Source organism: Sphingomonas sp. Leaf38, assembly GCF_001421825.1.
Taxonomy (GTDB): domain Bacteria; phylum Pseudomonadota; class Alphaproteobacteria; order Sphingomonadales; family Sphingomonadaceae; genus Sphingomonas.
This window is the reverse complement of record NZ_LMLD01000008.1, coordinates 65,303-89,927: the sequence shown is the minus strand read 5'-3', so window position 1 is coordinate 89,927 and position 24,625 is coordinate 65,303. Positions and strand designations below refer to the sequence as shown.

Sequence of the window (24,625 nt, the reverse complement as noted above, 5' to 3'; positions counted from 1 at the left end):
AGCGCCGTCAGCGGTCGCTGAGGTTCGCGGACGCCGCGCGGCGCCGGCCGTGCCCAACGGTAGACGGTAGGCCGGGTATCTCCATTGCGCGCCGTGGTGAGCGACGCCGGCGTTGGCGACAAGCGGGTGGCCAGGTTATTTGTGCGGCTCTGCCCATTGAATGGCGCTATCGTTTGTCGGCCGCATACTGATACTAGTCGATCGAACAAGACGGCGACGGAAAGATCCACTGAATTGACGGTCAAAAGGCGGCACATCGCCATCATCGCGCCGCCAACCGCGGGCCATATCAATCCACTAGCCGCATTGGGAACATCGCTCGTCGAAGCGGGCCATAGGGCCACGATAATCCACATGGCTGACGTCGCCTCGCTGGTGCCCGACTGTAGCGTGGACTTTGCGGCACTCGACCACCCTGCGGACTGCCAAGGCCTGTTGGCAGAATATTATCGGAGGCTGTCACAGCCATCGGGGCCTGTCGGGCTACCGCGGATGATCCGCGGCACCGCATCGATGACGGAACTGCTTTTGAAGGCGCTCCCGACGGCAATGGCTAGGCTGAGGGTCGACGCCGTGCTTGCCGACTCGGTCGAACCGGCAGGGGCACTGGTGGCACGACATCTTCGTTTGCCGTTCGTGACCGCCGTTACAGGACTGCCGCTACTCAGGGAGCCGGCGGTGCCGCCACCGTTTCTTGGGTGGGCGTATCGTCCAGATGCGGTGGGGCGAAACCGCAACAGCGGCGGATACGCGGTCAGCGATCTGCTGATGCGGCCGATCAGTACCATGGTTTCGACCTATGCGCGCCGTTGGGCACTCGATCCTCACCCCCGACATCAATGGTCCGCCCTCCTGCAGATCGCGCAATGCCCGGTAGGCCTAGACTTTCCGCGTCTGGCATTGCCCGCGAGCTTTCGATACGGCGGGCCATGGCGACGGGACGAGCCCGACGCGATCCTGCCGGAAAACGACGGACGGCCGTTGATTTTCTGTTCGCTAGGATCGCTGCAGGGTGCGCGCCGATCACTGTTCGCGGCGATGACCACGGCCTGTGCTGCGGTGGGTGCCCGTGCCGTGGTGGCGCATGGCGGCGGGCTGAGCGACCGTGAGGCCCAGTCGCTCCCTGGACGTCCGCTGGTCCGGGCATTCTGGTCTCAGACCCGCGTCCTGCCACTGTGTTCGGCCGCGATCCTGCATGGCGGCTTCAACACGGTATTGGACGCGTTGGCTGCCGGCCTCCCGATCGTTGCGGTGCCGTTGGCTTTCGAACAACCGGCAACCGCGGCGCGACTGAAGCGGATTGGGGCCGCGCGCGTCGTTTCTGCCGCAGAAGCCGGCAACGGTGGCCTCGAACCGGCGTTGCGGACTGTGTTGCGAGAGCCACAATATCGCCGTGCATCTCGGCTGCTGGCCACGGATATGGCGGGGGCCGGGGGTGCAGCCGAGGCGGCAGCGATGGTCGATGCGGCGCTTCGGAGCGATAGCGATCTCAGGCCGGCAGGGCCGAACCCGTCGGATGGGAAGGCCGCCTGCGCTGCGTAAGGTGGCGCGCCGCAAGGATGGCTGGTGGCGCGAGAAGGAGCCCCATGATGACGTCGATTCCGTAGTGACCGCCGAAGACCGGCGTCGCGATGATCGTCAGTATCGCCCATGCCCGGGCCGGTAGGGCAATACGCGGCAAGGCGGCGAACGCCCAGATGAAGATTGCCGCGAGAGTCGCATGGAAACTGGGAAAGCTGACAATCCCCATGAGCATGGTGAGATCGAGCACGCGTAACGATCCATCTCGCAGCCCGGATATCAATTCTTGTTCCAACCACGCTATGGACGGCCAGAGATGCACGTAGTGGGATGGATCGAACAGATTGCCCCGTGCTGGGGTAAGACCCGAAATCAGTATCGTGACGAAACCGGACAGGATCGCGGCGCAGACCATCGTCCTCAGTGTGTCGAATTTCGCGGTTCCGCTCAACGCTACGATGACGACGACCATCTGCAACGTGAGGCTGTGATACGCCAATCCGAGGAGCCAGATGGCAGGAGGGCATGTGTCGAGCACCGCGAAGACGACCGGCCAGTTGAAGCCGACCGCGTGATCCGCGGCCGCCAGACGGCTATCCCACAACCGTCCCGAATTCGCTGCCAACGCATACGCCAGCACGACGCCGAACAGCGTGAAAAGCGTCATCTGCAGGAAGGCCGTAGCGCCAGCCGCCAAGCGCGGTCGCGCGGTATACTTGCCGATCGCCCGCGCGCTACCGAGCGCCATCAGCGAGGCTAGCGCGGGAACCGCGCGGATCGGATCCACCGTGAAACGGTGGTGATATTGGGCCGCGAGAAAACTCATGAGCATCGCTGCGATCAACAGCCACGAGGGCGTGTCGGGGTGGTCGGCGCGGAGCACTGGGGCGATCATATCGGACGAACGCAGATCGCCGCCACGCGGTACCCAGCGTAAGCGCGCTTAAGCATTTTACCGGAACATCCAATCGCGCGGGTTCGGGCCACCGCACCGGAGTGGCGGCGAGAGGCGGTTATCGCTAAGCGACCTCGAGGCGATGCCGCCCTGAAAGCAGCGCCGGCGTAGGCGTCACCGACCCCAGAATTTGTAGCGGACCGCCCTCGCATCGGCTGCCGGTAAGGGTTATGTATGCATCATGTTAATTCCTCTGCACACGGTCATCGGCAATTTGTGCGATCGATTTACGTGACCTGGTTCGAGAAGCTCGCCATCGTCGTCTTCATGGTTCTGTTCATGGAGTGCTTTGCGTGGGCGGCGCATCGCTATGTCATGCACGGCTGGGGTTGGGGCTGGCATAAGTCGCATCATGAAGATCATGAAGGCTGGTTCGAAAAAAACGACCTTTATGCGGTCGTGTTCGCGATCGTGCCGATCATGTTGTTTATCGTCGGGCTCGCATGGGAGCCGCTTTGGTGGGCCGCGCTCGGCATCACCGTGTACGGCGGCATCTATGCCTTTGTGCACGACATGCTCGTGCATCAGCGTGGTGGTTTCCGCTGGGTGCCCAAACGAGGGTATTTCAAGCGCCTGTTACAAGCGCATCGCCTCCACCATGCAGTTGAAGGCAAGGACGGTACCGTCAGTCATGGTTTCCTCTTCGCCCGCAAACCTGCAGTGCTGAAGGCGCAACTGCGTGCGAACGCGAATCCGCCGCTGCGCGACGGACCTTCAGCTAAAACCGGAAACCCAATCTCGGCAAATGCAAAGACGTGAGCGTGACGGCTCCCCAATCGGCGGCGATGCGGCGTCAGACGCGGATCGGCGTTGCGCTGGCTGGCGTAATCGTTGCAGCCTGGCTCGCAATCCACATAACCGGCATTTTCTTCTGGCGGTGGGGCGTCGATACGATTGCGTTGGCGATCGTGCTGGTCGTCCTCCAGACATGGCTGAGTACCGGGCTGTTCATCGTCGCGCACGACGCAATGCACGGAGCGTTGGCACCCGATCACCCACAATTGAACCGGGTGATCGGGGCAACTTGTCTATCGCTATACGCCTGCCTGTCATATGCCGCACTGCTGCCAAGGCATCATTTGCATCATAAGGAAACGGGCCGGGCCGGTGATCCGGATTTTCATGGCGGCGATCCAAGCCTTCGTGGTTGGTTCCTTCAGTTCTTCAAGACCTACTATTCTCACGGGCAGATCATCCGGATAACGGTGGTAGCGCTGCTCTATATATTGCTGCTTGGTGCGCCCCTCGGCAACATCGTCATCTTCTGGGCATTGCCGGCCTTGGGGGCGGTGGCGCAATTGTTCGTCTTCGGGACGTGGCTGCCACATCGAGAGCGCGAAGTTCCCTTCGCGGATGCCCACCGTGCACACAGCATCGACGTGGGGCCGCTATTGTCTCTGCTGACGTGTTTCCATTTCGGCGGGTATCATCATGAACATCATCTGTCGCCGGGAACACCGTGGTGGGGGCTCCCCGCGCGACGGCGTGCGCACACCGGGCGCGCTGCCGATCATCGCGGTGTCGAGGATCACGTATGACGCTCGCCATCATTTTGTCCGCCGTCGCGATGACGGTCATCGTTGGCGTTCGCTATCTCCTCGTTTCGGGCGCGTTCGCCTGGATCACGATACGCAAGCATCCCGGGTTGTATCTCGGGCTGGACCCGCAGGTCCGTCGCGAAATCATCTGGAGCCTGGCATCGGCCGCGCTGTACGGGATACCGGCTGGCGTCGTCGCTTGGGGATGGCAGCATCACGGCTGGACCCAGGTATATGCCGACATTCATGCCTATCCGCTCTGGTACCTACCGGTTTCTGTGCTCGTGTACCTCCTGCTGCATGATACCTGGTTCTATTGGACGCATCGCTGGATGCATCGACCAAAACCGTTCAAACTGGCGCACGCGCTGCATCATGCGAGCCGTCCTCCGACGGCATGGGCGGCGATGGCGTTCCACCCGATCGAGGCGTTGACCGGCGCGGTCGTCATTCCCTTGCTGGTCTTTTTCGTTCCGATCCATATCGGCGGTCTGGCCATTGTCCTGACGATCATGACGATGATGGGTGTCACGAACCACATGGGATGGGAAATCTTTCCACGGTTCATGTGGACCGGTCCGCTTGGCGGATGGCTGATCACAGCAAGCCATCATCAGCGGCACCATGAGCTCTATGGCTGCAATTACGGGCTGTATTTCCGCCATTGGGACCGGCTTTGTCACACAGACCGCGGCGTCGGCGACTTTACCCGTGAGCACGCCCGTGCGGCGCGTCGCTCTGCGATGGTACGCTCCTAGCCAGCATTAGCGCGAGCGGAAAGGCAAGCTGAGGCGGGCGCGACGCTCTACGATCCCGTCCTAAGCCGGTCGAAGGGACGCATCCGAAGGACCTGCTGTCAGAACAGCGGTGACGCCCGCCGTGCACCAGGAACCGGTTGCGGATCTCCGGATGGCGCTAAGACTAAGCGAGCGGCGGCCGGAAGCCGTTGTTGGGGCGGATCGCACCAGCATGCGGTTACCGCGCGTACCGGGGGATGATGACGACCTGCGGTCGCGTTTGTGCGAGCAGGCTGCGTCGAGCGAGTAAAATCGAGGGTAACGCGGCTATCGGCACCTGATAGGCCGGCTATGGCGATGAATGGAGAGCAGATAAAAAGACCATGGGTTCGGTAGCTCTGGGTGTGAGATGAATCTACCAGCTCCGGCGTGTAGCGGGTACCGCCCCCTTGCAGCCGTTCGCGGCGGCGACCAGGATGCCCGACCGAGCTATGAAAAGCGTCCGATCAACTGGGGAGGCCCGTCCGCGATCGTGCTGATGACGCCGGTGGCGCTGATCCTTTTTGACACTGGCATGATGGCGGGTGGCGGATGCGAGGGACGGGATCCGCCCTGCATGGCAACTTCACGCCTATAAGGATCATGGTGGCGCTGGAGTTGCGGTTGCTCTTGGCTTGGCCTTCGCAATCACCGTCTTCGTTGCAAACGCCTGCTTATGGCGCTGGAAGCGGACCGGCGGCCAACCTAGCCTTTCACGACGGTCACGACGGTCGCTCGGACGCCGACAAAATAAGCAGCTCGAACATGACCGCGTTTCTCAAATTGCGAAGCAAGGAAGGGCGCACGCGTGTCCGTATGTCAGTGATCGCGTTCGCGCTTCAATCCGTCTTGCCTGCGGCTCGTCGACGACCGCTTCAGTCTAGAGTGTCCCACGGATCCTTACCAACTGATGCACCGCCAGCCGCGTTCAGGTCCAACATCGGTTTAGCGCCGCTATCATAGGCCGGCCATATGGGCTGCTTGGCGCTCTTGGACGCACGGCGCTCGTTCGGGTCGCCAGTTTTCACGAAGTTTACCAGATAGCGGCTTGCAATCCGCGAGGCTGAGCGGTCGGTAGCACTCGTGTCGGCGCCATATTTGATCGCGGCGGTATCGAAGAAGAACGGGATGTCCGTCGCATGCGCGGCGCCCTTCGTTTCCGCCGTACGCGCCGACGTGGCTACGTACGAGAAACGGTAATAATAGACGGGCGCGTTTTGTGCGGCGAGGATGCCGGCGATCTCGCGGGCACCGACCGTCATCGGTCCATTGCGTCCGCCAATATCATCGCTGGTCGCGCCGACCATCATCGGCACTTTAGTGAACACTCCCGCGCGGTAGGCCACAAGACTGTCCACGGCATAGCGACCATCGACGATCGGCGGGCTGTACGTCACCGGACTTGTTTTCGGTCGGTTCGCCAGGTTGAGGCCGTCCGTCACGGCATCCGCCGACAAAGCGCGCAGCTTCTCGAGTGCGTGCGTATCGTCGGGGGCGATGCCCTTGCTGGCGGCGAACGCGACCCCCGCTGCCTCGGCCGCAGCGGGGGTCGCTTCGCCCAGCGCGATCGGCCCACCGGACTGCACCACCGCGCGCGCGAAGAGCCCCTTGGCGATCGGGCTCGTCACGAGCGCATGCACCGAGATGCCGCCGGCGCTTTCACCGACGATCGTCACGTTGGCGGGGTCGCCGCCGAACGCGTCTATATTGCGTTGCACCCAGCGCAACGCTGCGACTTGATCCATATAGCCGAAGTTCGCGGACGGTGCGCCATCCTCGCGCGCGGCATTCAGTTGCGGATGCGCGAAGGTGCCGAAGCGGCCCAGACGATAGTTGAAGCTGACGACGATGATCCCCTGCTTGGCAAGCTCGGTCCCCGCATAGGTTGGCGGTGACGACCCGCCATTGACGAACCCGCCGCCATAGATCCAGACCAGTACCGGCAGCTTGCGCTTACCCGCCGCCGGTTTCCAGACGTTTGCGTAAAGGCAGTCCTCGGCGGGCGGCGTACCCAGTGGCGCGGCGTCGCTGGGAAAAGGGAGCTGCATGCAGTCATGACCATAGGCGAGCGCGTCGCGCACGCCGGCCCAGGGCGCGACCCGTTGCGGCGCGCGCCATCGGAGAGGCCCGACGGGTGGTGCGGCGAAGGGGATACCCTTCCAGACAAGGACGGTGTCGGCAGTCGCGCCGCGCGTCATGCCTGTGTCGATCGTGACGAGTTCCGGCTCGCTGCGCGCCGCAGCGCCGCTGGCGCAGGCAAGGGCCAACAGGCTCATCCAGCGGTAAGATGCCATACCCATTCTCGTCTGCCCGTTCTCGTACGCCAGCGTGCTGCCTGCGATGGTCCGTCTTTAGCGCGTTTCGGTAAGCGCTACGACCCGCGTTTTCGGTCGCGATCCATTTCGGGAAGGGGCAGGCCGTGCACGAGGTTTGGTACCTGCATTCCTGTCTGCCGCCGCCATGCATGAATGACCGAAGCCGGCGTCGCGAGAATGTCCTGCGGACGTCCGGAAACGAGGCGTCTTCTTGCGTCGGGGCGGTCCCGCCCGATTGCATCCACGCGCATGATCGTTCGACCTCGCAGCACGCCAAGCGATCGCCGTCGAACGGGCGTTTCTAGGTCATGCCAGCCGTGCCGGCGCCTCGATGATCAAATGTCCCCGAACGCCCGGATCGATGCGTCGCTGCCTTTACGCACGATCGCTGCCGCGGGCGCGAGGCATCGTACAGAGATTCGTTGAAGATTTTCGCCCGACTTTATAGGTGCGCAGGGTTGCTTACGGCAATCGCCCTGCGCTGGGCAACCGCGCCCAGCGGCGCGCATGACGGTAGAGTGTCAGGATTTTGAGTCGCAATGAATTATCGCCATTCCTTTCATGCTGGCAATAGTGCCGACGTCGTAAAGCACAGCCTGCTGATCGCCCTCGTGCAGGCCTTGCAGCAAAAACCGGGCGCGCTGACGCTGATCGACACGCATGCCGGTTGCGGGCTGTACGACCTTGGCGGTGAGGATGCCCGCCGCACGGGCGAGTCTATAGATGGGGTGTTGCGGGCCTTTGCCGATTCGAACCCCTTGCTGAAGGACTATCGCGCTGTCGTCCAGGCGGTGAATGTCGGGGCGGAGCTGCGCGTCTACCCCGGTTCGCCGCGGATATTGGCGCAGCTCCTGCGCCCGCAGGATGTCCTGATTCTAAACGAAAAACATCCAGAGGACGCCTATACGCTGCGCGGCGTGATGCGCGACACACCTGCTGCCGTGCACGAGCGCGACGCCTACGAACTTTGGCTGGCGATGCTGCCGCCCAGAACCGCGCGCGGCGTGGTGGTGGTCGACCCGCCGTACGAGCAGCCTGACGAGCGTGCACGTATCACAGCCACCCTCGCTGCCGCCCACCGTAAATGGGCGCATGGCGTGACGGTGATCTGGTTTCCGCTGAAAGACCGCGGCACACAGTGGCGATGGAAGGATCAGTTACGCAGGCTCGGTATCCCGAAATTGCTTGGGGTGGAGCATTGGCTGTACGATGACGATCAGCCCGGTCTCTATAACGGCGCCGGCCTGTATATCGTAAACCCACCCTACGCGTTCATGCAGGCTTTGCCGCCCATGCTGGACGCTTTGCGTGCCGTGCTCGCGCCGGCAGGGCATAGGGGCGAGATCGCGGCTGAATGGTTGGGGGATTAAGGTCATCCTGCAGCGCTCGTCCCTCCCGGCATGAGTCGCGCAGCACCGCTTGCGACCGCAGCATCGCGCGAGGCGCGCTCGCTGTCGAATACTGACCGGCCGCCAACATTGCGCGCGCGGGGACGACCACCTTATCGTTAAAGGTGACGAAGAGGCATATCACCTGCCGCATATGTCTGCACTTCTACGCCAGTGGCGGGAACGACGGTCTCAATTGGAACGCACACCTGATATCGATGTCGCGATGACTGAAGGGCCGAGCTTGGGATAAGGGAGGGTGATCAACTGTTAATTAATACGGCAGAAAGTTCTCGACGAAAACAGGGCGGCGAGGGGGCGCCGCCCTGTATCATGTTATGCGACGCTATGCTTCAAAGCGCTCATCTTGTCATGACCCTCGCGTACGGATGCGAAGCCAGTGGAAATCGCTTCGAGCGTTGCGGGCGCCAGATTGGCGTCCTTCATCGCATCTTCGAACTTTGCCTTGATATGATCCTCGCCGCGCTCGACTTCCTGAATGATCGCCTTGTCGTCCTTGCCCGTAATCACCTGCTTTAGGTCCATGAACGTACGGTGCGCAGCAGCGAGCATGCTGGAATCGAGTTCCGGTTCGCCGCCGAGCCTGCGGACCTCGTTTTGCAGGTCGGCTGCGACCTTTGCACGATCCCGGGCGAAGTCTGCGAACATGGTCGCATATTGAGTGCTCTCTGCATCCTTGGCGGCGTCCTCGTAGCCCTTCATGCTGTCGAGCGTGGTCTTGATAAGGCCGTTTAGGACGGACACGTCGTTGTTATCGGTCATGGAAGTCTCCGGTAGAGGAGCTTGCACAACGATCCCCTGCCGAAAAGGACCCATGCCGAATGTTTGCACCTATGCCGCGTCGGCATCTCCCTCTTCGACAACGCCCTGCCGGTGAGTCGGGCCGTGCCATGCGCGTGCAGCAAGGCGGGCATTCGTGATCGAGCAACAAGACGTTCTTGAACGTCCGGATTGAGCAAGAGTAGACGAAGGGCCGTTGGTGGGGCCTGCAGCGTGGAGGCGATCGCTGGCCGATCGCGCGTACTTCTGTCGACGAACTCGATACCGACATGGACGAAGTTCCGCAGGGCTGCCGTCTGATATCAGGTCCACCCAGGTTAGCCGGGGATGCCCCAGTTAGCATCCTCGTTGGCCGCCTTCGCCGTACGAACTAGATGCTCGACATAATTCTGGAAGACCGGAACCGTGAACGTCACCAGCGTCGGCTCGCCCTTGGGCTCCTTGAACGTCAGCACGACGAAGCGGCCGCCTTCCTCGTCAAGTACGAGGCCGGCCTCCATTGCGCCGGGGCCGCTTGGGGTAATGATAGTCGCGGTCATCTGTGTCTTTCGCTGCCGGTTGCGGCGTACCGCTTACGCGACGCCCGCGCACGTCGCCAAGGATTTCTGCAAACGTAGGCACTTGGCAACGCTTGCCCGCATCTCCCCAACTTTGGCGGCCGGGCCGATGTGAGGGGTTTGGGTCGAATAAATCGTCCTAATCCACGTCAACTTGCGAGCGGAGACGCTCAGCGCAAATGCACTGAACTGATAGTGCGCAGTTAGACAAATCACGATGCGAACAACCCATGTTGCCAGGATCTCGATTATCTTCTGGATCCGTGGACGAGGTTGGTCGTTATGGGTGCAAAACAAACGGAGCCGCCTTGTTCATCCTGCATATCGCACTGGGAGGATGCCTTCGCGCGCCGCCTGTCACATTTGGAATTACGGCGGACACCGGTGGCCATATTGCCTATGTAATCGAAGCCGCGCTTGCTCAAGGCGGCGAGAGTAATGTGAGCCGGGTATCGATCGTTACGCGCCTTTTTGAAGATGTCGGACTTTCGCCAATTCACGGAACCCGAAGAGAGCGCTTAAATAGCAAGGTTACTATTGACCGCATCGCGACAGCGGACCGTCGATATCTGGAAAAAGAGGCGCTGGCTGCGGAGGTTGTTGCGTTTACCGATGCGTTTTGCCGTCATATTGATGGATTGGCACAAAAACCCGATGTCATCCATGCGCATTTCGCGGATGCGACGATGGTCGCATGCGAGGCACGGCGGCGGTTCGGTATCCCGGTCGTCTATACGCCTCATGCACTTGGCATAGATAAGCGAGCGCAGGGATGTGCCGGGGAGGATGCCCGCGCGCGGATTGATGCCGAGCGTCACGCCATCGTAGAGGCGGATGCGATCATCGTGTCCAGCCGCGATGAAGCCGAGCGGCAGCTCATCGCGTACGGCGTCGACGTCGACGATCGTATCCACTGTCTGCCTCCTGGCGTACCACAACGCTCCTTGCCACATGGGGCGACGACGCTGGCGGATCGACTTGGCGAATGGTTGGACGTGCCGGAAAAGCCGATCATCCTGACTATTGCGCGACCGGTAATGAAGAAGAATCTCGCCGCGCTGATCCGGGCTTTTGCGCTGGTGCCGGCGCTGCGGGAACGGGCGAACCTGGTGATCCTTGCGGGCCAGCATGATAGGCCGTGTTCGCCGGAGGAACGGGCCGTGTTGGCTGAGATGCGAACGCTGTGTACGGACCCCATACTGCGTGGCCGTGTCGCCCTGCCACCCGCGCACGATGCCGACGATGTATCGGCGCTCTATGCCCGAGCAGCGAAGGGCGGCGTCTTCGTCAATCCCGCACTGCACGAGCCGTTCGGCCTGACCCTGATCGAGGCGGCCGCGATGGGCGTGCCGGTCGTCGCAACCAGAAATGGCGGTCCGGGCGAGATCGTCGACACGATCGGCCACGGGCTCATCGTCGATCCGCGCGACTACGATGCGATCGCACAGGCCTGCCTGAAGATCGTCGGTGACGCCGTGCTGCACACGCGCTTGAGCAAGGCCGCGCTGGCGCGGGTCGGCGCCTATGACTGGGCGCGCTATGCGAGCGCCAGCGTCGCCGTTTATTCGTCGATCGGCACTATCCAGCCCGCTTTGCTCGCGTGTGACATCGATAATACGCTGACCGGCTGTGCAGACGGCGCGCGCGCGTTCGCGGAGTGGCGTGCGCACAGTGCGCTGCCTTTCGTCATTGCCACTGGTCGGTCGTTCGATGCGGCCCGCGCAGTGCTGCGGGAATGGCAGTTGCCCGACCCGGACGCCTATATCGTCGATGTCGGTACGCGGCTTATGATCGCTGACCCCGCAGGGCACTGGCAGATCTGCCCCGAATACGACGCGATGCTGGACACACACTGGGACCGGGAGGCCGTTGCCCGGTCCCTCGCCCCGCTGCGCATCGAACCACAGCCGGTGGAAACGGACGGTCCCCACAAGCTCAGCTTTTTTGGCACCGACGCCGATGCCGTGCGGATCCGCGAAACGCTGCTGGCGTCGGGGCTAGGCGCACGCGTAATCTTCTCGCATGGTCGCCTGATCGACGTGGTCGCGCCGATGGGGGGCAAGGCAGCCGCCATCGGCGCCTATGCAGGACGGCGGGGCCTGTCGCTGCGCCAGTGCGTCGCTGCCGGCGACAGCGGCAATGACGCCGATATGCTGGAAGCGTGCGGGCATGCCATCGTTGTCGCCAATGCCAGCGATGAACTGGCTGAGCTGACGCCGCGCGCTGGTCTTCACCGCGTTCGGTCAAGTCACGCGGCGGGCGTGATGGAAGGGTTGGACCTGCTCGGCCTGACCCATCGTGCTGCGGTTGCGGCATGACGCAGCCTTTCGGCTATTTCGTCCATCATCAGGGACGCGGCCATGCCGAACGCTGCGCAGCGATCGCCAATGCGCTGCCGGTGACGCGACCGCTGACGATCTTCTGTGCACGCGATGATATCTTTCCTGCGCTGCCCGCGCATGTCGATATCGTCCGTATCCCCTCGCTGTTCGAACCGGTGGGGGATGAGGCTGGGACGATGGATGATATCGCGACGCCCGCAACGCTGCACTGCGCGCCGCTCGGTTGGCCGGGGATCCGCCACGCGATGGCGACGATCGCGGGGTGGTTCGATACCGCGAACCCCGCCTTGATGATCTGCGACGTCTCTGCCGAGATCGCGCAACTCGCCCGGATCTGCAGCGTCCCGCATGTGAAAATCGTGCAGCACGGCGACCGCGGCGATCAGGGTCACCGCGCGGCCTATGATGGGGCGGCCGGTCTGCTCGCCGCGTTCCACGCCGGGCTTGCCCAGCCCGAATGGGACGCGGCGATGCTGGCCAAGACCTGTTTCGCCGGTGGACTCGGCGTCGACACACGCGTGCCGGAGCGCGAACTGGCCCGCCAGCGCATCGGCGTCGGCGCGGATGAAGAGATGATCCTGGTCCTGTCGGGCGGGGGTGGAGACGGTTTCGGCCAGGCGCCGCTTGGCGTCGGTGCACGGGCAAGGCCGGATGCGCGGTGGATTAGCATCGGCCCCGTCCAGCGCGACTGGCACGCGACCGAGCCGTCAAATATCGAGCATCGCGGCTGGATCGACAATCCAGCCGATTACGTGGCTGCGGCGGATACCGTCATCGCCTCGACCGGTAATACTACTTGCCAGCAGATTCTGGCCGCCGCGCGGCCTTGGCTGGCGATCCCCGAATGGCGGTACTTCGACGAACAGCATCGCAAGGCCGGCGCGCTGGCTGCCGCGGGGGTCGCCTGCGTACGCCCGCATCTGCCCTCGTCTGCCGATGCCTGGAAAGCCGCGCTGGCCGAAACCATCGCGACGCATCGCCCCGATGCGCAGCGCGCGATGATCGACGATACCCCGGCGGACGATGTCGCAGCTTGGCTCGAAGGGCTGGCTGCAAAGCTGTGGACGTCCGCCCCAACCATCATTTCATCTCCCGATCTCACCGGAGCCTGACCGTATGAATGCCGTTTCCGTTGTCACGCTCGCCGGGGGACGCCCGGACCATCTGCATAATCTGGTGCTCGGACTTGGTCGTCAGACGCAATTGCCCGTCGAGCTGATCGTTGCCGTCCTGCAGACCGAGCCCTACGTCCTGCCCGACGCACCGTTTCCGGTGCGCCAGATGATGATGGCGACGCCCGAACTGGCGCTTGCCGCTGCCCGCAACGCGGCGGCGCGCGCTGCGACCGGCGACACGATCGTCTTCCTCGACATGGACTGCATTCCCACCCCCACGCTGATTGCCGATTACGCGCGCCGGCTGGACGAGTTAGACGGATTGTTGATGGGGGAGGTGATGTACCTGCCGGGCGGCGCCACACAGGCGGCGTGGTCGTATGACGCGTTTGAAGCCATCGCGGTGCGCCATTCCGACCGGCAGGGACCACCCGCCGAGGGTATCCAGATCTGCACCGATTATCGGTGTTTCTGGTCGCTAAACTTTGCCATGCGCCGCGCGACGTTCATCGACAGCGGCGGGTTCGACGAGCGCTATGTCGGCTATGGCGGCGAGGATACCGATTACGGCAAGACGATCGATCAGGCCGGTATTCCGATTGCGTGGATCAAGGGCGGCCTCGCCTATCATCAATATCATCCGCACCACATGCCACCCGTCCATCACCTCGACAGCGTGGTGCGCAATGCCGAAGTGTTCGAAGCCAAATGGGGCTATCGCACCATGGGGCATTGGCTGCATGCCTTCGCGCTGATGGGGCTGGTCGACCACGCACCGGGTCGGCCGATCCGCATCCTGCGTCGTCCCGATAGCGATGACCTCGCGCTGACCGGGCAACAGAGCCACCAACCCTATGCCAACACCGCTACGGTCATCCGCATTCTCGAAGCGCGGGTCGCGGCATGAGAATCGCGCTGCTGGCGCATGTCCGCCAGCGGATCGCGCAGCCGTTCATGGGCGGCATGGAATCGCATAGCTGGTATCTCGCGGACGGACTGATCGCGCGCGGACATGACGTGGTGCTGTTCGCAGCGGGGGACAGCGATCCGCGCTTCACGATCGATCCCGTCGTGGCCGAGCATTACGAGCGCACCTTTCCTTGGGCGGAGCACCGCGGATCGGCGCCGCTGATCGCGCATCTCGACGCCGGCTATTCAGCGGCGTGCGACCGGATCGCGGCCGGTGGCTTCGACGTGGTGCACAACAACAGTCTGCACCGCTTTCCAATTGAGCCGCGCCGCACCGCACAGGTGCCGACGGTCACCTCGCTGCACGTCCCGCCCTATGACGCGCTCCACTGGTTCGTAAAGGCAAGCGCGACGCCGGGCCATCACCTGACGGTTACGTCGGGGCGGCAGATGGCGGCATGGTGGCCCGACGGTGCGCCGGGCCGGGCGTCCGTGCTGCACAACGGCATCGACTTGGCGGCGTGGCCGTACGTCGCGTCGGGTGACGACAGTGCGGTGTGGTGCGGTCGGATCACGCCAAACAAGGGTACGCATTTCGCGGTCGAGGCCGCGCGCATGGCCGGCGTTCCGCTGACGCTGTTCGGACAGATCGAGGACCCTGATTATTGGGCTGCGCAGGTCGAGCCGCTGCTCGGCGGGGATATCCGCTATGGCGGACATCTGGACGGGGCAGCACTGGCTGCCGAGATGGGCCGTGCCTCCGTGTTCGTCTTCACGCCGTGCTGGGACGAGCCGTTCGGCCTCGTTGCGATCGAGGCGATGGCCTGCGGCCTGCCCGTTGCCGCATTCGACATGGGGGCCGCGCGCGAGGTGATCGGCGAGGGGGGCCGCTTCGCTCCCGCGAACGACGTCGCTGCATTGGCCGACACGATCCGCGAGGCGATGGCGATCCCGCGCCATACTGCCCGTCGGCGCGTCGAATGCCTGTTCACCCGAGACCGCTGGCTCGACGCGTGCGAGGCGCTGTATGCCGAAGTCCAGGCCGTAGCCGCATGATTGGCATGGCAGATGCTATCACAAAGCAGCATGGCGCGCTCGACAGGCTCTACCGTCGCCATGTCGGGCCCGGCAGTACGTATGCGCTGGTCGACTTCCCTGATCATGCCAATGTCGGCGACAGCGCCATATGGCTGGGCGAGGCCCGAATGCTGCGCACGGTGACCGGGCGGGAGCCGGAGTATGTCTCGACCTGGGCGGATTTCGACGAGGCGGCGTTCCGGCGCGCGTGTCCGGACGGCGTGCTCTTCCTGCACGGCGGCGGTAACCTCGGGGATATCTGGCCGCACCATCAGGCGTTCCGCGAATCCATTCTGCGCACCATTCGCGATCGACCGATCGTGCAACTGCCGCAGTCGATCCATTTTCGCCACGCCGGCCGGATTGCGCCGTTCGCGGCTATCGTCGCGGATCATCCCGATTTTCACCTCTACGTCCGGGACCGGCAGAGCCGGGATTTTGCAGCCCGGCATCTGCCCTGCGCGACCGATCTTGCACCCGACTCAGCGTTCGCGCTGGGGCCGCAGTCACGCTCGGCTCCGGATTGCGACGTCATGATGCTTATGCGCACCGACGAAGAGCGCCGTCCCGAAGACCGATCGGCCTTGACGGATATGCCGGGTGCGGTGAGCATAGACTGGCTCGACGACGAAACGCTGCCCGATACCACGGGCCACACGAAAGCGCAGGCCTATGACGGCATCGCCACCGCGCGCCTCAAACGCGGCCTGCGCCTCCTGTCACGCGGGCGGACGATCGTGACCGACCGGCTACATGCGCATATCCTCGCAACCTTGCTCGACATTCCCCACGTGGCCTTGGACAATGACTACGGCAAGATTTCCGCCTATATCGACTGCTGGACGGGGACCTGCGTCGGCGTGCGCACGGCCTCATCGGCCAGGGAGGCAATCGCGCATCTCGGTCTGCGCGCATGACCGACATCAGTCTGTTACTATGTACACGTAACCGTGCCGCGACGCTCGCCGCGACGCTCGCCTCCATCGAGTGCGCGATTGGCACCGTAGCCGATCTCACGATCGAGATCCTGATCGTCGATAACGGATCCACCGACGATACCGCCGACCGGCTGGAGGCATGGGGTGCCGACCGGTCCTTTGGTGTTCGCTTGCTCCACGAACCGCGCCCAGGTCTGGCCCGGGCGCGCAATACCGGGTTGGTGCATGTGAGCGGCCGGATCATCGCAATGACCGATGACGATTGCGTCCTCCACGCCGATTATTTTCACCAGCTCGCGACGTGTTTCGCCGAAGTGACCGGGCCGGCAATAATCGGCGGACGCATCCTGCTGGGAGATCCCGCCGATCTGCCGGTTACGGTGAAGCTGGAAGATCATCCGATGATTGCCCCGACCGATGGTTTTCCCGGTGGTTTCGTCATGGGCGCTAACCTCGCCATGACGGCCGACGCGATCGCCCGCATCGGCCCCTTCGACGAACGGTTCGGTGCCGGCGCGCCATTCGTGTCGGCGGAGGATACGGATTATCTGTTTCGTGCATTGAGGCAGGGTATTCCGGTCCGGTACGACCCCCGCTTTACCGTCGACCACCACCACGGGCGACGCTGTCCCAAAGAGGTCGTGACGCTGCTCGCAGGTTATAGTTTTGGAGACGGCGCGCTATACGCGAAACACGTTCGCCATATTGCCCGCATCGGAGCCATCATTGCAGGCGATCTGCGAAATGTGATGAAGGACTTTACCACTCCGGTTACCCCGTGCGCGGGCATCCGCTATTTCTATCTGTTCCGCCTACGCCACAAGATGGCGGGATTTCTCGCCTATGTCGGCACGGGCAAGGGCTCGCGTGTTTCCCGGCAAGATCAGCTCGCTGAAATTGGTCGATAACGACGCGTTCGATCGGCGGCTCCGCGCTGCCACACCGATCTCATGCTGCCATCTCCACCCACCCGTCTGTAACAGGGTAATTGTCTCGTTCTGAATATCGCTCGACGGGGCGCGGTATCGGCGCACCCCGTCGGAGTTCACCGTACCGGCGCGAACGAAAACAGCTGCGTCCTGATCGACGCGGGCGCACCGGGCTTAAACCAGTTGGTGTCCTGGATGTGGCTTGCGGTGACGTATATGCGGCCATCCGGCCCTTCGGAAAACGTATCGGGCCAGCGCAGGCGGCGGTCGGTCAGTACCGGTTCGGTGCGGTTGCCGACAAGGCGCGAGATGCCGTCATTGGTGGGAGAGGTGATGTAGAGCGTCCCCGCCTTGCTCATCCACAAGCCGTCGGCGACATGCGTCTGCGCAACGGTCTTCACGCCCGCCGCCCGGTCCGCCTCGCCGACGCCCTCGCGCAGCAGTGCGGTGTCGATCGAATACAGCGTCTTGCCGGTCAGCGCCTGATAGTAGAGCGTCTTGCCGTCGTTCGATATGGCGATCCCGTCCGCGGCGAAGGCCGGCTGGCGACCGTCGGGGCGGACGAGCGGCTTGCCGTCGGTGACGACCGTCACCGCCTTGTCGATCTGGGTCGAGCCATGGCCGTCGAGCGCACGGAAGCCCTTTCCACTCTCGAGATCGATGACGATGATCGCGCCGCGCGTGCCGCTGTCGGTGATGTAGCCGGTCTTGCCGTCGGGCGAGAAGCGGATGTCGTTGAGATAGGTGCCCTGAAGCGCGACATCGAGCGGCACCTTGATGACCTTGTTTACGCGGTTGGTCTTGAGGTCGATCTTGACCAGCTTGGGCGCGCCCTCGATGATCTTCTCGTTGCCCGGTGCGCCGGGGTCGAGCACCCACAAATTCCCGTGGCCATCGGGGACGATCGACTGGACACAGACGAAATAGTCGCCGACCGGCAGTTCAGTCGCGCGTGCGTTACGCCAGCTGTTCCATTTGGCGTCGGGATAGGGCTTGAGGCTGCCGTCCTTCTGCACTTCGGCGACCGAAATCGGCGCGTCGTCGGTCCAGCGCGGGAAGTTGACAAAACGGCGTCCGTCCGCGGTGACCGCGACGCCGGTCGCCTGATGGTCGAATTCGGCGACCTGCGTCAGGCCGCTGCTGGCGGTCAGGGGCCGGCTCTGCGCTTGCGCGATACCAATCGCGGCGGCGGAGATAACGCCGATCGCGGCGGCGCCGGCGAGGAAGGGCTTGGCTTTGGTCATGGTGGGGCTCCGGTCGGTGGTGTCGGCGAGTGTCGTGGGGTCGCCCGTGAAAAGCTGGATCAAATGTTGCGCAACCGCGCGCGGGTTCTCGCGCTGCGGGAAATGGCCGACGCCTGTAAGCGTCACGAAGGCGAACGGGCCGGTAAACTTGCTCGGCACGGCCTCGGCCGCGCTGGGCGGGTTCACGCCGTCCTCGGCGCCTTGGATGTAGATCGTCGGCACCGACAGCGTCGCGGTCGCCTTGACCTTGTTCTCGAGCCATATGCTGCGCGGATCGGGCTCCGCCTCGTCCCAGCGCGCACGATAACTATGGAGCGTGACGTCGGCCCAGTCGGGGTTCTCGAACGAACGCGCGACCTGCGCGAACGTCGCCTCGTCGAACCAGCCCGGCGGCGACCAATTGACCCAGTGGATATGCGCGAAGCCCTTGGCATCGTCGCGCACGGCGCGTGCGCCACGCGCGGTCGCCATGAACCAGTGGTACCATTGCCGCTGCGCCTGCTCGAACGGCGGGGTCGGCATGCCGCCGAGGCGCGGCGGGGTGGCGAGCATCGCCATGCGTTCGACGCGGTCGGGCCATCCGACCGCGATCGCCTCGGCTGTGTTAGAACCCCAGTCATGGCCCGCGACCATGAAGCGATCGATCCCGAGCCCATCCATCAGGGCGATCGCGTCGATCGCCAGGATCGCACTGTTACCGGTGCGCGGTTCGCGGTCGCTGGCGAAGCGCGTCGCGCCGAAGCCGCGCAGCGATGGCACGATCACGCGCAATCCTGCAGCGACCAGCGATGGGATTACCGCGTCCCAGCTTGACATATCGTCAGGCCAGCCGTGAATCAGCAGGACGGGCGGATCGGATGGGGTGCCGTGATCGGCATAGTCGATGATGAGATGCTGGGTTCGAAGTGCAGGCATGGGCGGTGACCATTATGGTGAATACGGTCCCAAACCAAATCGCCCCGCCGTCGTTCCATCGTCAAATAGTTGATTGATTTGAATTAATACTCGAGCTGGTCATCTGTGGACCTCGCCGAACGCCGGTATTGGCGTGCATGATCAGACCAACAGGGCCGCAGACGTCGCAGGCCGAAACGCCACGAAGCAGGCGAAGGCCTAGCGCGGAACCAAACTGAACGAATGGCCGGAGTTTGGGCATGGGGACGCCGTCCGGAGTGTGGAAAAGGGTCTTTCAGGTAAGGCCGCGGGCGTACCGGGGCTCGATACCTGGCCGAGACCGCGGGTCCTTGGCAGCCGGGATTTTGGAGCTTGGCTGCGGCGGCGTAGCGGCATGAGATAGGCGTCGCCGTTTCAGTGCCGCGAAACGGCTACGACATTGTCGTCACCGTTACGGTCCACATACATGTTGTAGGGATCGACCCCGGCAAAGCCCGGCTTCTTGCGGGTCACGATCCGGATCGTCTGTATGCCCGAGATGATCGGTCGACGTTCCTTCGATATCACGTCCTGCGCGGCGAAGCTGCCGAGGTCGGGACGTCGGTCGAAGACGCCGACGTCGATCATGTCGGCAAGCGGCGCCGCTTTCTCGACGCCGGTGCCGTTCGCATAGAATTTGGCAGCGTCGATCGTCAGCAGAGTCTCGAAATTGCCGTTCGGCAGCTTGCGCGTGGTCGCACCGGTAGCCTTCAGGTCGTACACCGTGATGCGATCCAGCAGATCGAGCACGAGCCGGCGTTCCGCGGGGGTGCGGGCCAGAGAGAGGAAGCCAGCGACGAGCTCGAGCGAACGCGGATAGGGCCTTCCCTTGAAGCGATAGCGGGCAAGCAGACCGCGCAGCATGGCGTTGACGCGCGCTTCCCCCAAACGATCCTGCAACAGGTACATGACCAGCGACCCCTTGCGGTAATGAATGTAGCCCTGGTTCTCGACCCGATCGAGCGGCACCTCCTCGACCACGTCGCCGCCGCGCGACCGCAGGTAGCTGTCGAGTTCGTATTTGAGAAAACGGCGGATCTTGTCGTCGCCATATTGGTGCTTCATCACCATCAGCGCGGAATACTGCGCCATGGTTTCGACCAGCATCGATCCGCCCTGCATGTCGGCGCTGACCAATTGATGGCCCCAATATTGATGCCCCAATTCATGCGCGGTGACGTAGCTGACATAATCGATCCTGTCGGGATTACGCGTGTCCGCCACGAAGCCGATACGTTCCGAATAGGGGATCGTCCCGGCGAAAGCCTGCGCGTAGCTGGCATAGCCCGGAAATTCGAGAATCCGCGCATAGTCGAACTGATAAGGCCCGAAATTGGCACGGTAATAGGCAAGCGAGCGCTGCATCGCGTCAAGCATGCGATCGACGTTGAAGGCGTGTTGCGGATCGTAGAAGACCGTCAGGAGCGTGCCGTCGACGGTCCGCGAACGTTCGGCATAGGCAGCGGACTGGACCGAGAAGAAAGCGAGAATTGGTGCCCGCGAGACGAACCGCGCGGTCCTGCGCCCGCCCGCTATCGTGTCGGCGATCTTTCGGCCCGGCGCCACCGGGACCTGGCTGGCGATCGTCGAGACGGTGATGTCCGATCGGACCCACGACGCGTTGTTGATCAGGTTGCGCGCCTCGGCCGAACGATCCTCCAGCTTGGCAGGGCGCAGTTCTGGCGACAGGCCGTATTTGCGCCGCTTGGCGCGATCTTTCAGCAGGCCGTTCTGGCTCATGCCGAACTGCGGCGCGAATTCGTCGTTTTGCAGGAACGTCCCGTTGCCGACAACGCGGGTATCGTCGTTGTTGGCGACCAGCCCACGCTGCCAGCGCGTCGCCTCGAACGCCATCGTGCCGCGTGCGCCTGGCGCGAGCGGCGTCCGGAACCGATATATGCGGTAGTGAAGATCGCTGTCGTCCATCACCAGCCGAGCGCCGGGGATGACGATTTTACCCAGCCGGGTCTGGTCGTTCATCAGGCGGACGTGCAGGTCGGATAACGGCGCGCCGGTATCGTTGACGAAGACATAGGTCCCGCTCGTCTCCATGCGCCGCTGGTCGGGGTAGAGCGCGACTGTCAGCCGCATGTCGGTGACCGATGGTTGTTTCAGCGTCGCATATTTGAGATATTTCTTCTCATAGGCGGCCAGCCGGGCCTCGCCCTCCTGCGTGGTGCGATAGCGGTTGATGACGTTCATGTCGTGATACAGATACGCACCGCTCGCCGTAGTCGCGATCAACGCACCAGCGAGCACGGCGCCCGGCGCCCCGATCAACCGGCGTGGAACCTGGGCGAGACGAACCCCGAGCCGTGTTTCCGTGCCACGCCGCCAGAGCAGGTGCGCGAACACGCAAAGCGCCAGCGCGATTGATCCCCAATAGAGTCTGAGCCACCACGCGCGCGGTCCACCGATCTGCGCGCCGTTCATGTCCGAAAGCTCGACCGTGCCGGTGCTGCCATATTGATAGAGCGGGTGTTCGAAGCCCATGTTGGTCAGCGTGATCGTGCCGACGAGATAGACGACCATGATCGCCCAGCCGATATACTTGTTCGGGCTCAAAGCCTGCACGAACACGGCCAGGACCGCCAGGATAACCGCGTCCGCCGTCATCGGCAGGACCCACCAGGCAAGATAATGACCAAGCGCGAGGTCGGTCTGCCCGCGCGCGAGCTGGACGATGCACGCGGTCAGCGCCGCTGTCACCGCAGTCGCGAACAGGACGCCGGTGATGGCGAGCACCTTGGGCACCAGATACGCCCAGTTCGGCAGCGAGGTCGCGTCGACGATTTCGTGCATGCCGCGTTCTCGATCGCGCCAGACCAGTTCGCCGGAATAATAGATCGCGATGATCAGCGGGACGATGCTGAACGTACCCTCCAGCGTGGCGATCACCGCGAACGTGAGCTGGCGGATCGGCGCACCGTACATCTCGTTGGCGAACAGCATCCCGCCCAACGTGTTGAAAAGCCCGATCAGCAGCAACACGACGAAGGCGGGGCTACGGAACACCAATGCCATTTCGAACTGGCACCGCGCGATCATCCGCGTGCAATTTGCCTCGTTCGGCCGGGCTGCCGGCAGACGCGGGACGATAAGCGGCATTGTCGCCGCCAGCTTCGAGGTAGCACGCATTTGCCTGCGCAACCTGCGCTTGGACACGCCGCGTTCGGCAAACGAGAAGCGTGCGTAGGCGACCGCCATGGCCACCACCCCGGCGCCGATCGCAATCACGCGGTTCCACAACAGCACGCCGAAAAAGGCAGGCATCCCGGCATTTGCCTCGCTCGCGGTCCAATACCGTGTCGTGCCGCTGAATGCGCTGATCCCGAACAGCTCGAAATAGCTGCCTGTCAGCCGCCATTCCGGCTTGGCGCGCAGGATCGAGGTCATCGCCAGATACAGCATCAGGAACACGACGACGCCGAGATAGGAATACATCATCGATCGCGTCATCGTCGCTACCGCGAAGAAGATTGCAGAGGTCAGAAAGACGTTGGGCAATGCCAGCAGAAAATACGCATAGGCGAAGTCGCCCAGCCGGTTCGGCCCGAGCGTCTCGGGATCGACCCACGGCATCAGCGAACCGAGCCAGATCGCCAGCGGAACCGCGGCAAACGCCAGCGCCGCCGCCACGAACGCACCGAGGAAGCGCGCCATCAGATAGTCGAACTTGGCCACCCGGGTCGATCGTACCATGGGCCCGAACCCGCTCTCGTCGTCACGCACGATTACGTTGGCGACGAACGCGGTCGTCACGAACATGAAGAAAATCGACATGATCTGGTGGATCTGCGCGATCGCCATCGGCGCGTTCCTGTGAATGTTGGCGCCGCTGCCAATCTTGATCTGATCGATCGTCATCGACCCGAAGGTCAGAAGGAAGAACAGGATCGCGACCGTCCAGAAGACTGGATTGCGCAACTGATAGCGGAGTTCGAAGCGCGCGATCTGGCCGAACATTGCGCTCAGGCCCCGATCGAGGCGGAAGGGGCGTCCGCCGCCGGCACGCGTCGTGACCGCGCAAGCGTGGAGAAATACACGTCTTCCAAGCCACCGCGCGCGGCCGCAAAGCCATCGCCTGGATCGTCCGGGGACAGGATGTGGATGATCGTCCGGCCGGCAAACAAGCGTGTCGAAATCACCTCGTGACGCTGCCGGCTTTCATCGAGCTCATCGCGGCCAATCGTCTTGGCCCAGACGTTGCCGCGAGTCCGCTCGATAAGGTCCAGGGGGGCGCCCTCGAGCTGGATCCGACCCGCCGCCAGGACGGCCATCCGCGGACACAGGTCGGCAACATCCTCGACGATGTGAGTCGACAGGATCACGACGACATTCTCACCGATCTCCGCCAAGAGGTTGAGAAACCGGTTGCGCTCCTCGGGATCGAGGCCAGCAGTTGGTTCGTCGACGATGATCAGCGCGGGGTTGCCGATCAGCGCCTGTGCGATTCCGAAGCGTTGGCGCATGCCGCCCGAAAAACCTGCAATCGCTTTTTTGCGCACGCTCCACAGATTGGTTTGGTTGAGCAGCGTCTCGACCGTTTCCTTACGCTCGCGTGTCGAGGCAATGCCCTTTAGCACCGCCATGTGATCGAGCATGTCATACGCCGATACGCGCGGGTACACGCCAAAATCTTGGGGAAGATAGCCGAGCGTTTCACGCAGCGCTTCGGGGTTCGCGATCACGTCGATGTCGCCAAAACGAATTTTACCGGCTGTCGGCGTTTGCAACGTGGCAATGGTCCGCATCAGCGTTGATTTGCCGGCACCGTTTGGGCCGAGCAGCCCGAACATTCCGTTAGGTACGCTTAGCGACACATCGTCGAGCGCCCGCGTGCCGTTGGCATACACATGTGTGACATTGGTAAGTTCGAGCATCGTTCATCCCCCGTCAGGATAAGCTATCAGGTGTATTGCCGGTGTAAAGCAGGTAAACCTCGTTTAGCGTCGCGCAGACGTGGATCCCCAGGAACTCAATGGTTAACGACGTCATCATTAAAGCGGTTTGCGGGCGGACGCATATCAGAACGCTTTGAGCTGACACGCTTTCTGATTGATGCTGCTCTCGAACTGTCCGGGATTTACGGGGAAGGCAAGTCTGCACCATATTGGCGGGCACGGTGGCGCTCTCGGTCCAAGCGAGGCAGGGCATGTCGCGAAGCATCGCCGCAGCTTGCTCCTTCGAGCAATGGGGGCGGGCGAGCGATCCTTACGGGATGACTGCCGTCGCTTCTGATCGGCCTGATCAAGTGAAGGCGGCCGCCTTTATTGCCGAAAGATTT

18 protein-coding genes are annotated in these 24,625 nt (G+C 63.0%); 11 read left to right on the top strand and 7 right to left on the bottom strand.

Annotated features, from left to right (window positions below):
- The first annotated feature begins 96 nt into the window (after window positions 1–96).
- The gene (locus ASE88_RS18085; RefSeq protein WP_235527693.1) at window positions 97–1,542 is read left to right on the top strand and encodes a glycosyltransferase; all 1,446 of its coding nucleotides are present in this window, start codon (window positions 97–99) and stop codon (window positions 1,540–1,542) included.
- On the opposite strand, the gene ASE88_RS01460 is transcribed toward ASE88_RS18085, so the two are convergent.
- Window positions 1,490–2,404, bottom strand: coding sequence for a phosphatase PAP2 family protein (locus ASE88_RS01460; protein WP_162233380.1), 915 nt, complete (start codon window positions 2,402–2,404; stop codon window positions 1,490–1,492). The two genes, ASE88_RS18085 and ASE88_RS01460, sit on opposite strands and share 53 nt — an antisense overlap.
- Before the next feature lie 303 nt (window positions 2,405–2,707).
- On the opposite strand from ASE88_RS01460, the gene ASE88_RS01455 reads away from it, so the two are divergent.
- The 3 genes from ASE88_RS01455 to ASE88_RS01445 are packed head-to-tail and all read left to right on the top strand — an operon-like array spanning window position 2,708 to window position 4,772.
- On the top strand, window positions 2,708–3,235 hold the full coding sequence (locus ASE88_RS01455) for a sterol desaturase family protein (RefSeq protein ID WP_200910120.1): 528 nt from the start codon (window positions 2,708–2,710) through the stop codon (window positions 3,233–3,235).
- Window positions 3,232–4,014 (top strand): fatty acid desaturase, encoded by a 783-nt coding sequence (locus ASE88_RS01450; RefSeq protein ID WP_235527691.1) that lies wholly within the window; start codon window positions 3,232–3,234, stop codon window positions 4,012–4,014. Before ASE88_RS01455 ends, ASE88_RS01450 begins: the two co-directional genes overlap by 4 nt.
- Window positions 4,011–4,772: a sterol desaturase family protein gene (locus ASE88_RS01445; RefSeq protein ID WP_055880281.1), complete on the top strand. Its 762-nt coding sequence runs from the start codon at window positions 4,011–4,013 to the stop codon at window positions 4,770–4,772. Before ASE88_RS01450 ends, ASE88_RS01445 begins: the two co-directional genes overlap by 4 nt.
- 893 nt (window positions 4,773–5,665) lie before the next feature.
- On the opposite strand, the gene ASE88_RS01440 is transcribed toward ASE88_RS01445, so the two are convergent.
- Window positions 5,666–7,066 carry a carboxylesterase/lipase family protein gene (locus tag ASE88_RS01440; protein ID WP_235527689.1) on the bottom strand — a complete coding sequence of 467 codons (1,401 nt, stop codon included), beginning with the start codon at window positions 7,064–7,066 and terminating at the stop codon, window positions 5,666–5,668.
- Window positions 7,067–7,644: 578 nt separating this feature from the next.
- On the opposite strand from ASE88_RS01440, the gene ASE88_RS01435 reads away from it, so the two are divergent.
- Window positions 7,645–8,475, top strand: a complete 831-nt coding sequence (locus tag ASE88_RS01435) for a 23S rRNA (adenine(2030)-N(6))-methyltransferase RlmJ (protein WP_056474516.1) — start codon at window positions 7,645–7,647, stop codon at window positions 8,473–8,475.
- A 354-nt stretch (window positions 8,476–8,829) separates the two neighbouring features.
- Here ASE88_RS01435 and ASE88_RS01430 read toward each other — a convergent pair whose 3' ends face one another.
- Both ASE88_RS01430 and ASE88_RS01425 read right to left on the bottom strand, forming a co-directional pair.
- A complete protein-coding gene (locus tag ASE88_RS01430) occupies window positions 8,830–9,276 on the bottom strand; it encodes a ferritin-like domain-containing protein (RefSeq protein ID WP_056474513.1) in 447 nt (148 codons plus the stop codon).
- Between the two features lie 335 nt (window positions 9,277–9,611).
- Window positions 9,612–9,833: a hypothetical protein gene (locus ASE88_RS01425; RefSeq protein WP_156348358.1), complete on the bottom strand. Its 222-nt coding sequence runs from the start codon at window positions 9,831–9,833 to the stop codon at window positions 9,612–9,614.
- 326 nt (window positions 9,834–10,159) lie between these two features.
- On the opposite strand from ASE88_RS01425, the gene ASE88_RS01420 reads away from it, so the two are divergent.
- From ASE88_RS01420 to ASE88_RS01395, 6 genes are read left to right on the top strand one after another with little or no spacing between them, the layout of a single operon-like run.
- Window positions 10,160–12,169: an HAD-IIB family hydrolase gene (locus tag ASE88_RS01420; RefSeq protein ID WP_056474509.1), complete on the top strand. Its 2,010-nt coding sequence runs from the start codon at window positions 10,160–10,162 to the stop codon at window positions 12,167–12,169.
- Entirely contained in the window at window positions 12,166–13,305 is a 1,140-nt protein-coding gene (locus ASE88_RS01415) for a hypothetical protein (protein ID WP_056474504.1), read from the top strand. Before ASE88_RS01420 ends, ASE88_RS01415 begins: the two co-directional genes overlap by 4 nt.
- A gap of 4 nt (window positions 13,306–13,309) precedes the next feature.
- A complete protein-coding gene (locus ASE88_RS01410) occupies window positions 13,310–14,215 on the top strand; it encodes a glycosyltransferase (RefSeq protein ID WP_056474501.1) in 906 nt (301 codons plus the stop codon).
- On the top strand, window positions 14,212–15,273 hold the full coding sequence (locus ASE88_RS01405) for a glycosyltransferase (RefSeq protein WP_056474497.1): 1,062 nt from the start codon (window positions 14,212–14,214) through the stop codon (window positions 15,271–15,273). Before ASE88_RS01410 ends, ASE88_RS01405 begins: the two co-directional genes overlap by 4 nt.
- Window positions 15,198–16,211 carry a polysaccharide pyruvyl transferase family protein gene (locus ASE88_RS01400; protein WP_414893244.1) on the top strand — a complete coding sequence of 338 codons (1,014 nt, stop codon included), beginning with the start codon at window positions 15,198–15,200 and terminating at the stop codon, window positions 16,209–16,211. Before ASE88_RS01405 ends, ASE88_RS01400 begins: the two co-directional genes overlap by 76 nt.
- A complete protein-coding gene (locus ASE88_RS01395) occupies window positions 16,208–17,140 on the top strand; it encodes a glycosyltransferase family 2 protein (protein WP_056474489.1) in 933 nt (310 codons plus the stop codon). Before ASE88_RS01400 ends, ASE88_RS01395 begins: the two co-directional genes overlap by 4 nt.
- A gap of 137 nt (window positions 17,141–17,277) precedes the next feature.
- Here the strand turns inward: ASE88_RS01395 and ASE88_RS01390 are convergent, their stop codons facing one another.
- The 3 genes from ASE88_RS01390 to ASE88_RS01380 form a co-directional block, all read right to left on the bottom strand.
- Window positions 17,278–19,320 carry an alpha/beta fold hydrolase gene (locus tag ASE88_RS01390; RefSeq protein ID WP_056474487.1) on the bottom strand — a complete coding sequence of 681 codons (2,043 nt, stop codon included), beginning with the start codon at window positions 19,318–19,320 and terminating at the stop codon, window positions 17,278–17,280.
- A 393-nt stretch (window positions 19,321–19,713) separates the two neighbouring features.
- Window positions 19,714–23,304: an ABC transporter permease/M1 family aminopeptidase gene (locus ASE88_RS01385; RefSeq protein WP_056474485.1), complete on the bottom strand. Its 3,591-nt coding sequence runs from the start codon at window positions 23,302–23,304 to the stop codon at window positions 19,714–19,716.
- Window positions 23,305–23,309: 5 nt separating this feature from the next.
- On the bottom strand, window positions 23,310–24,221 hold the full coding sequence (locus ASE88_RS01380; protein WP_056474483.1) for an ABC transporter ATP-binding protein: 912 nt from the start codon (window positions 24,219–24,221) through the stop codon (window positions 23,310–23,312).
- Window positions 24,222–24,625: the final 404 nt, after the last annotated feature.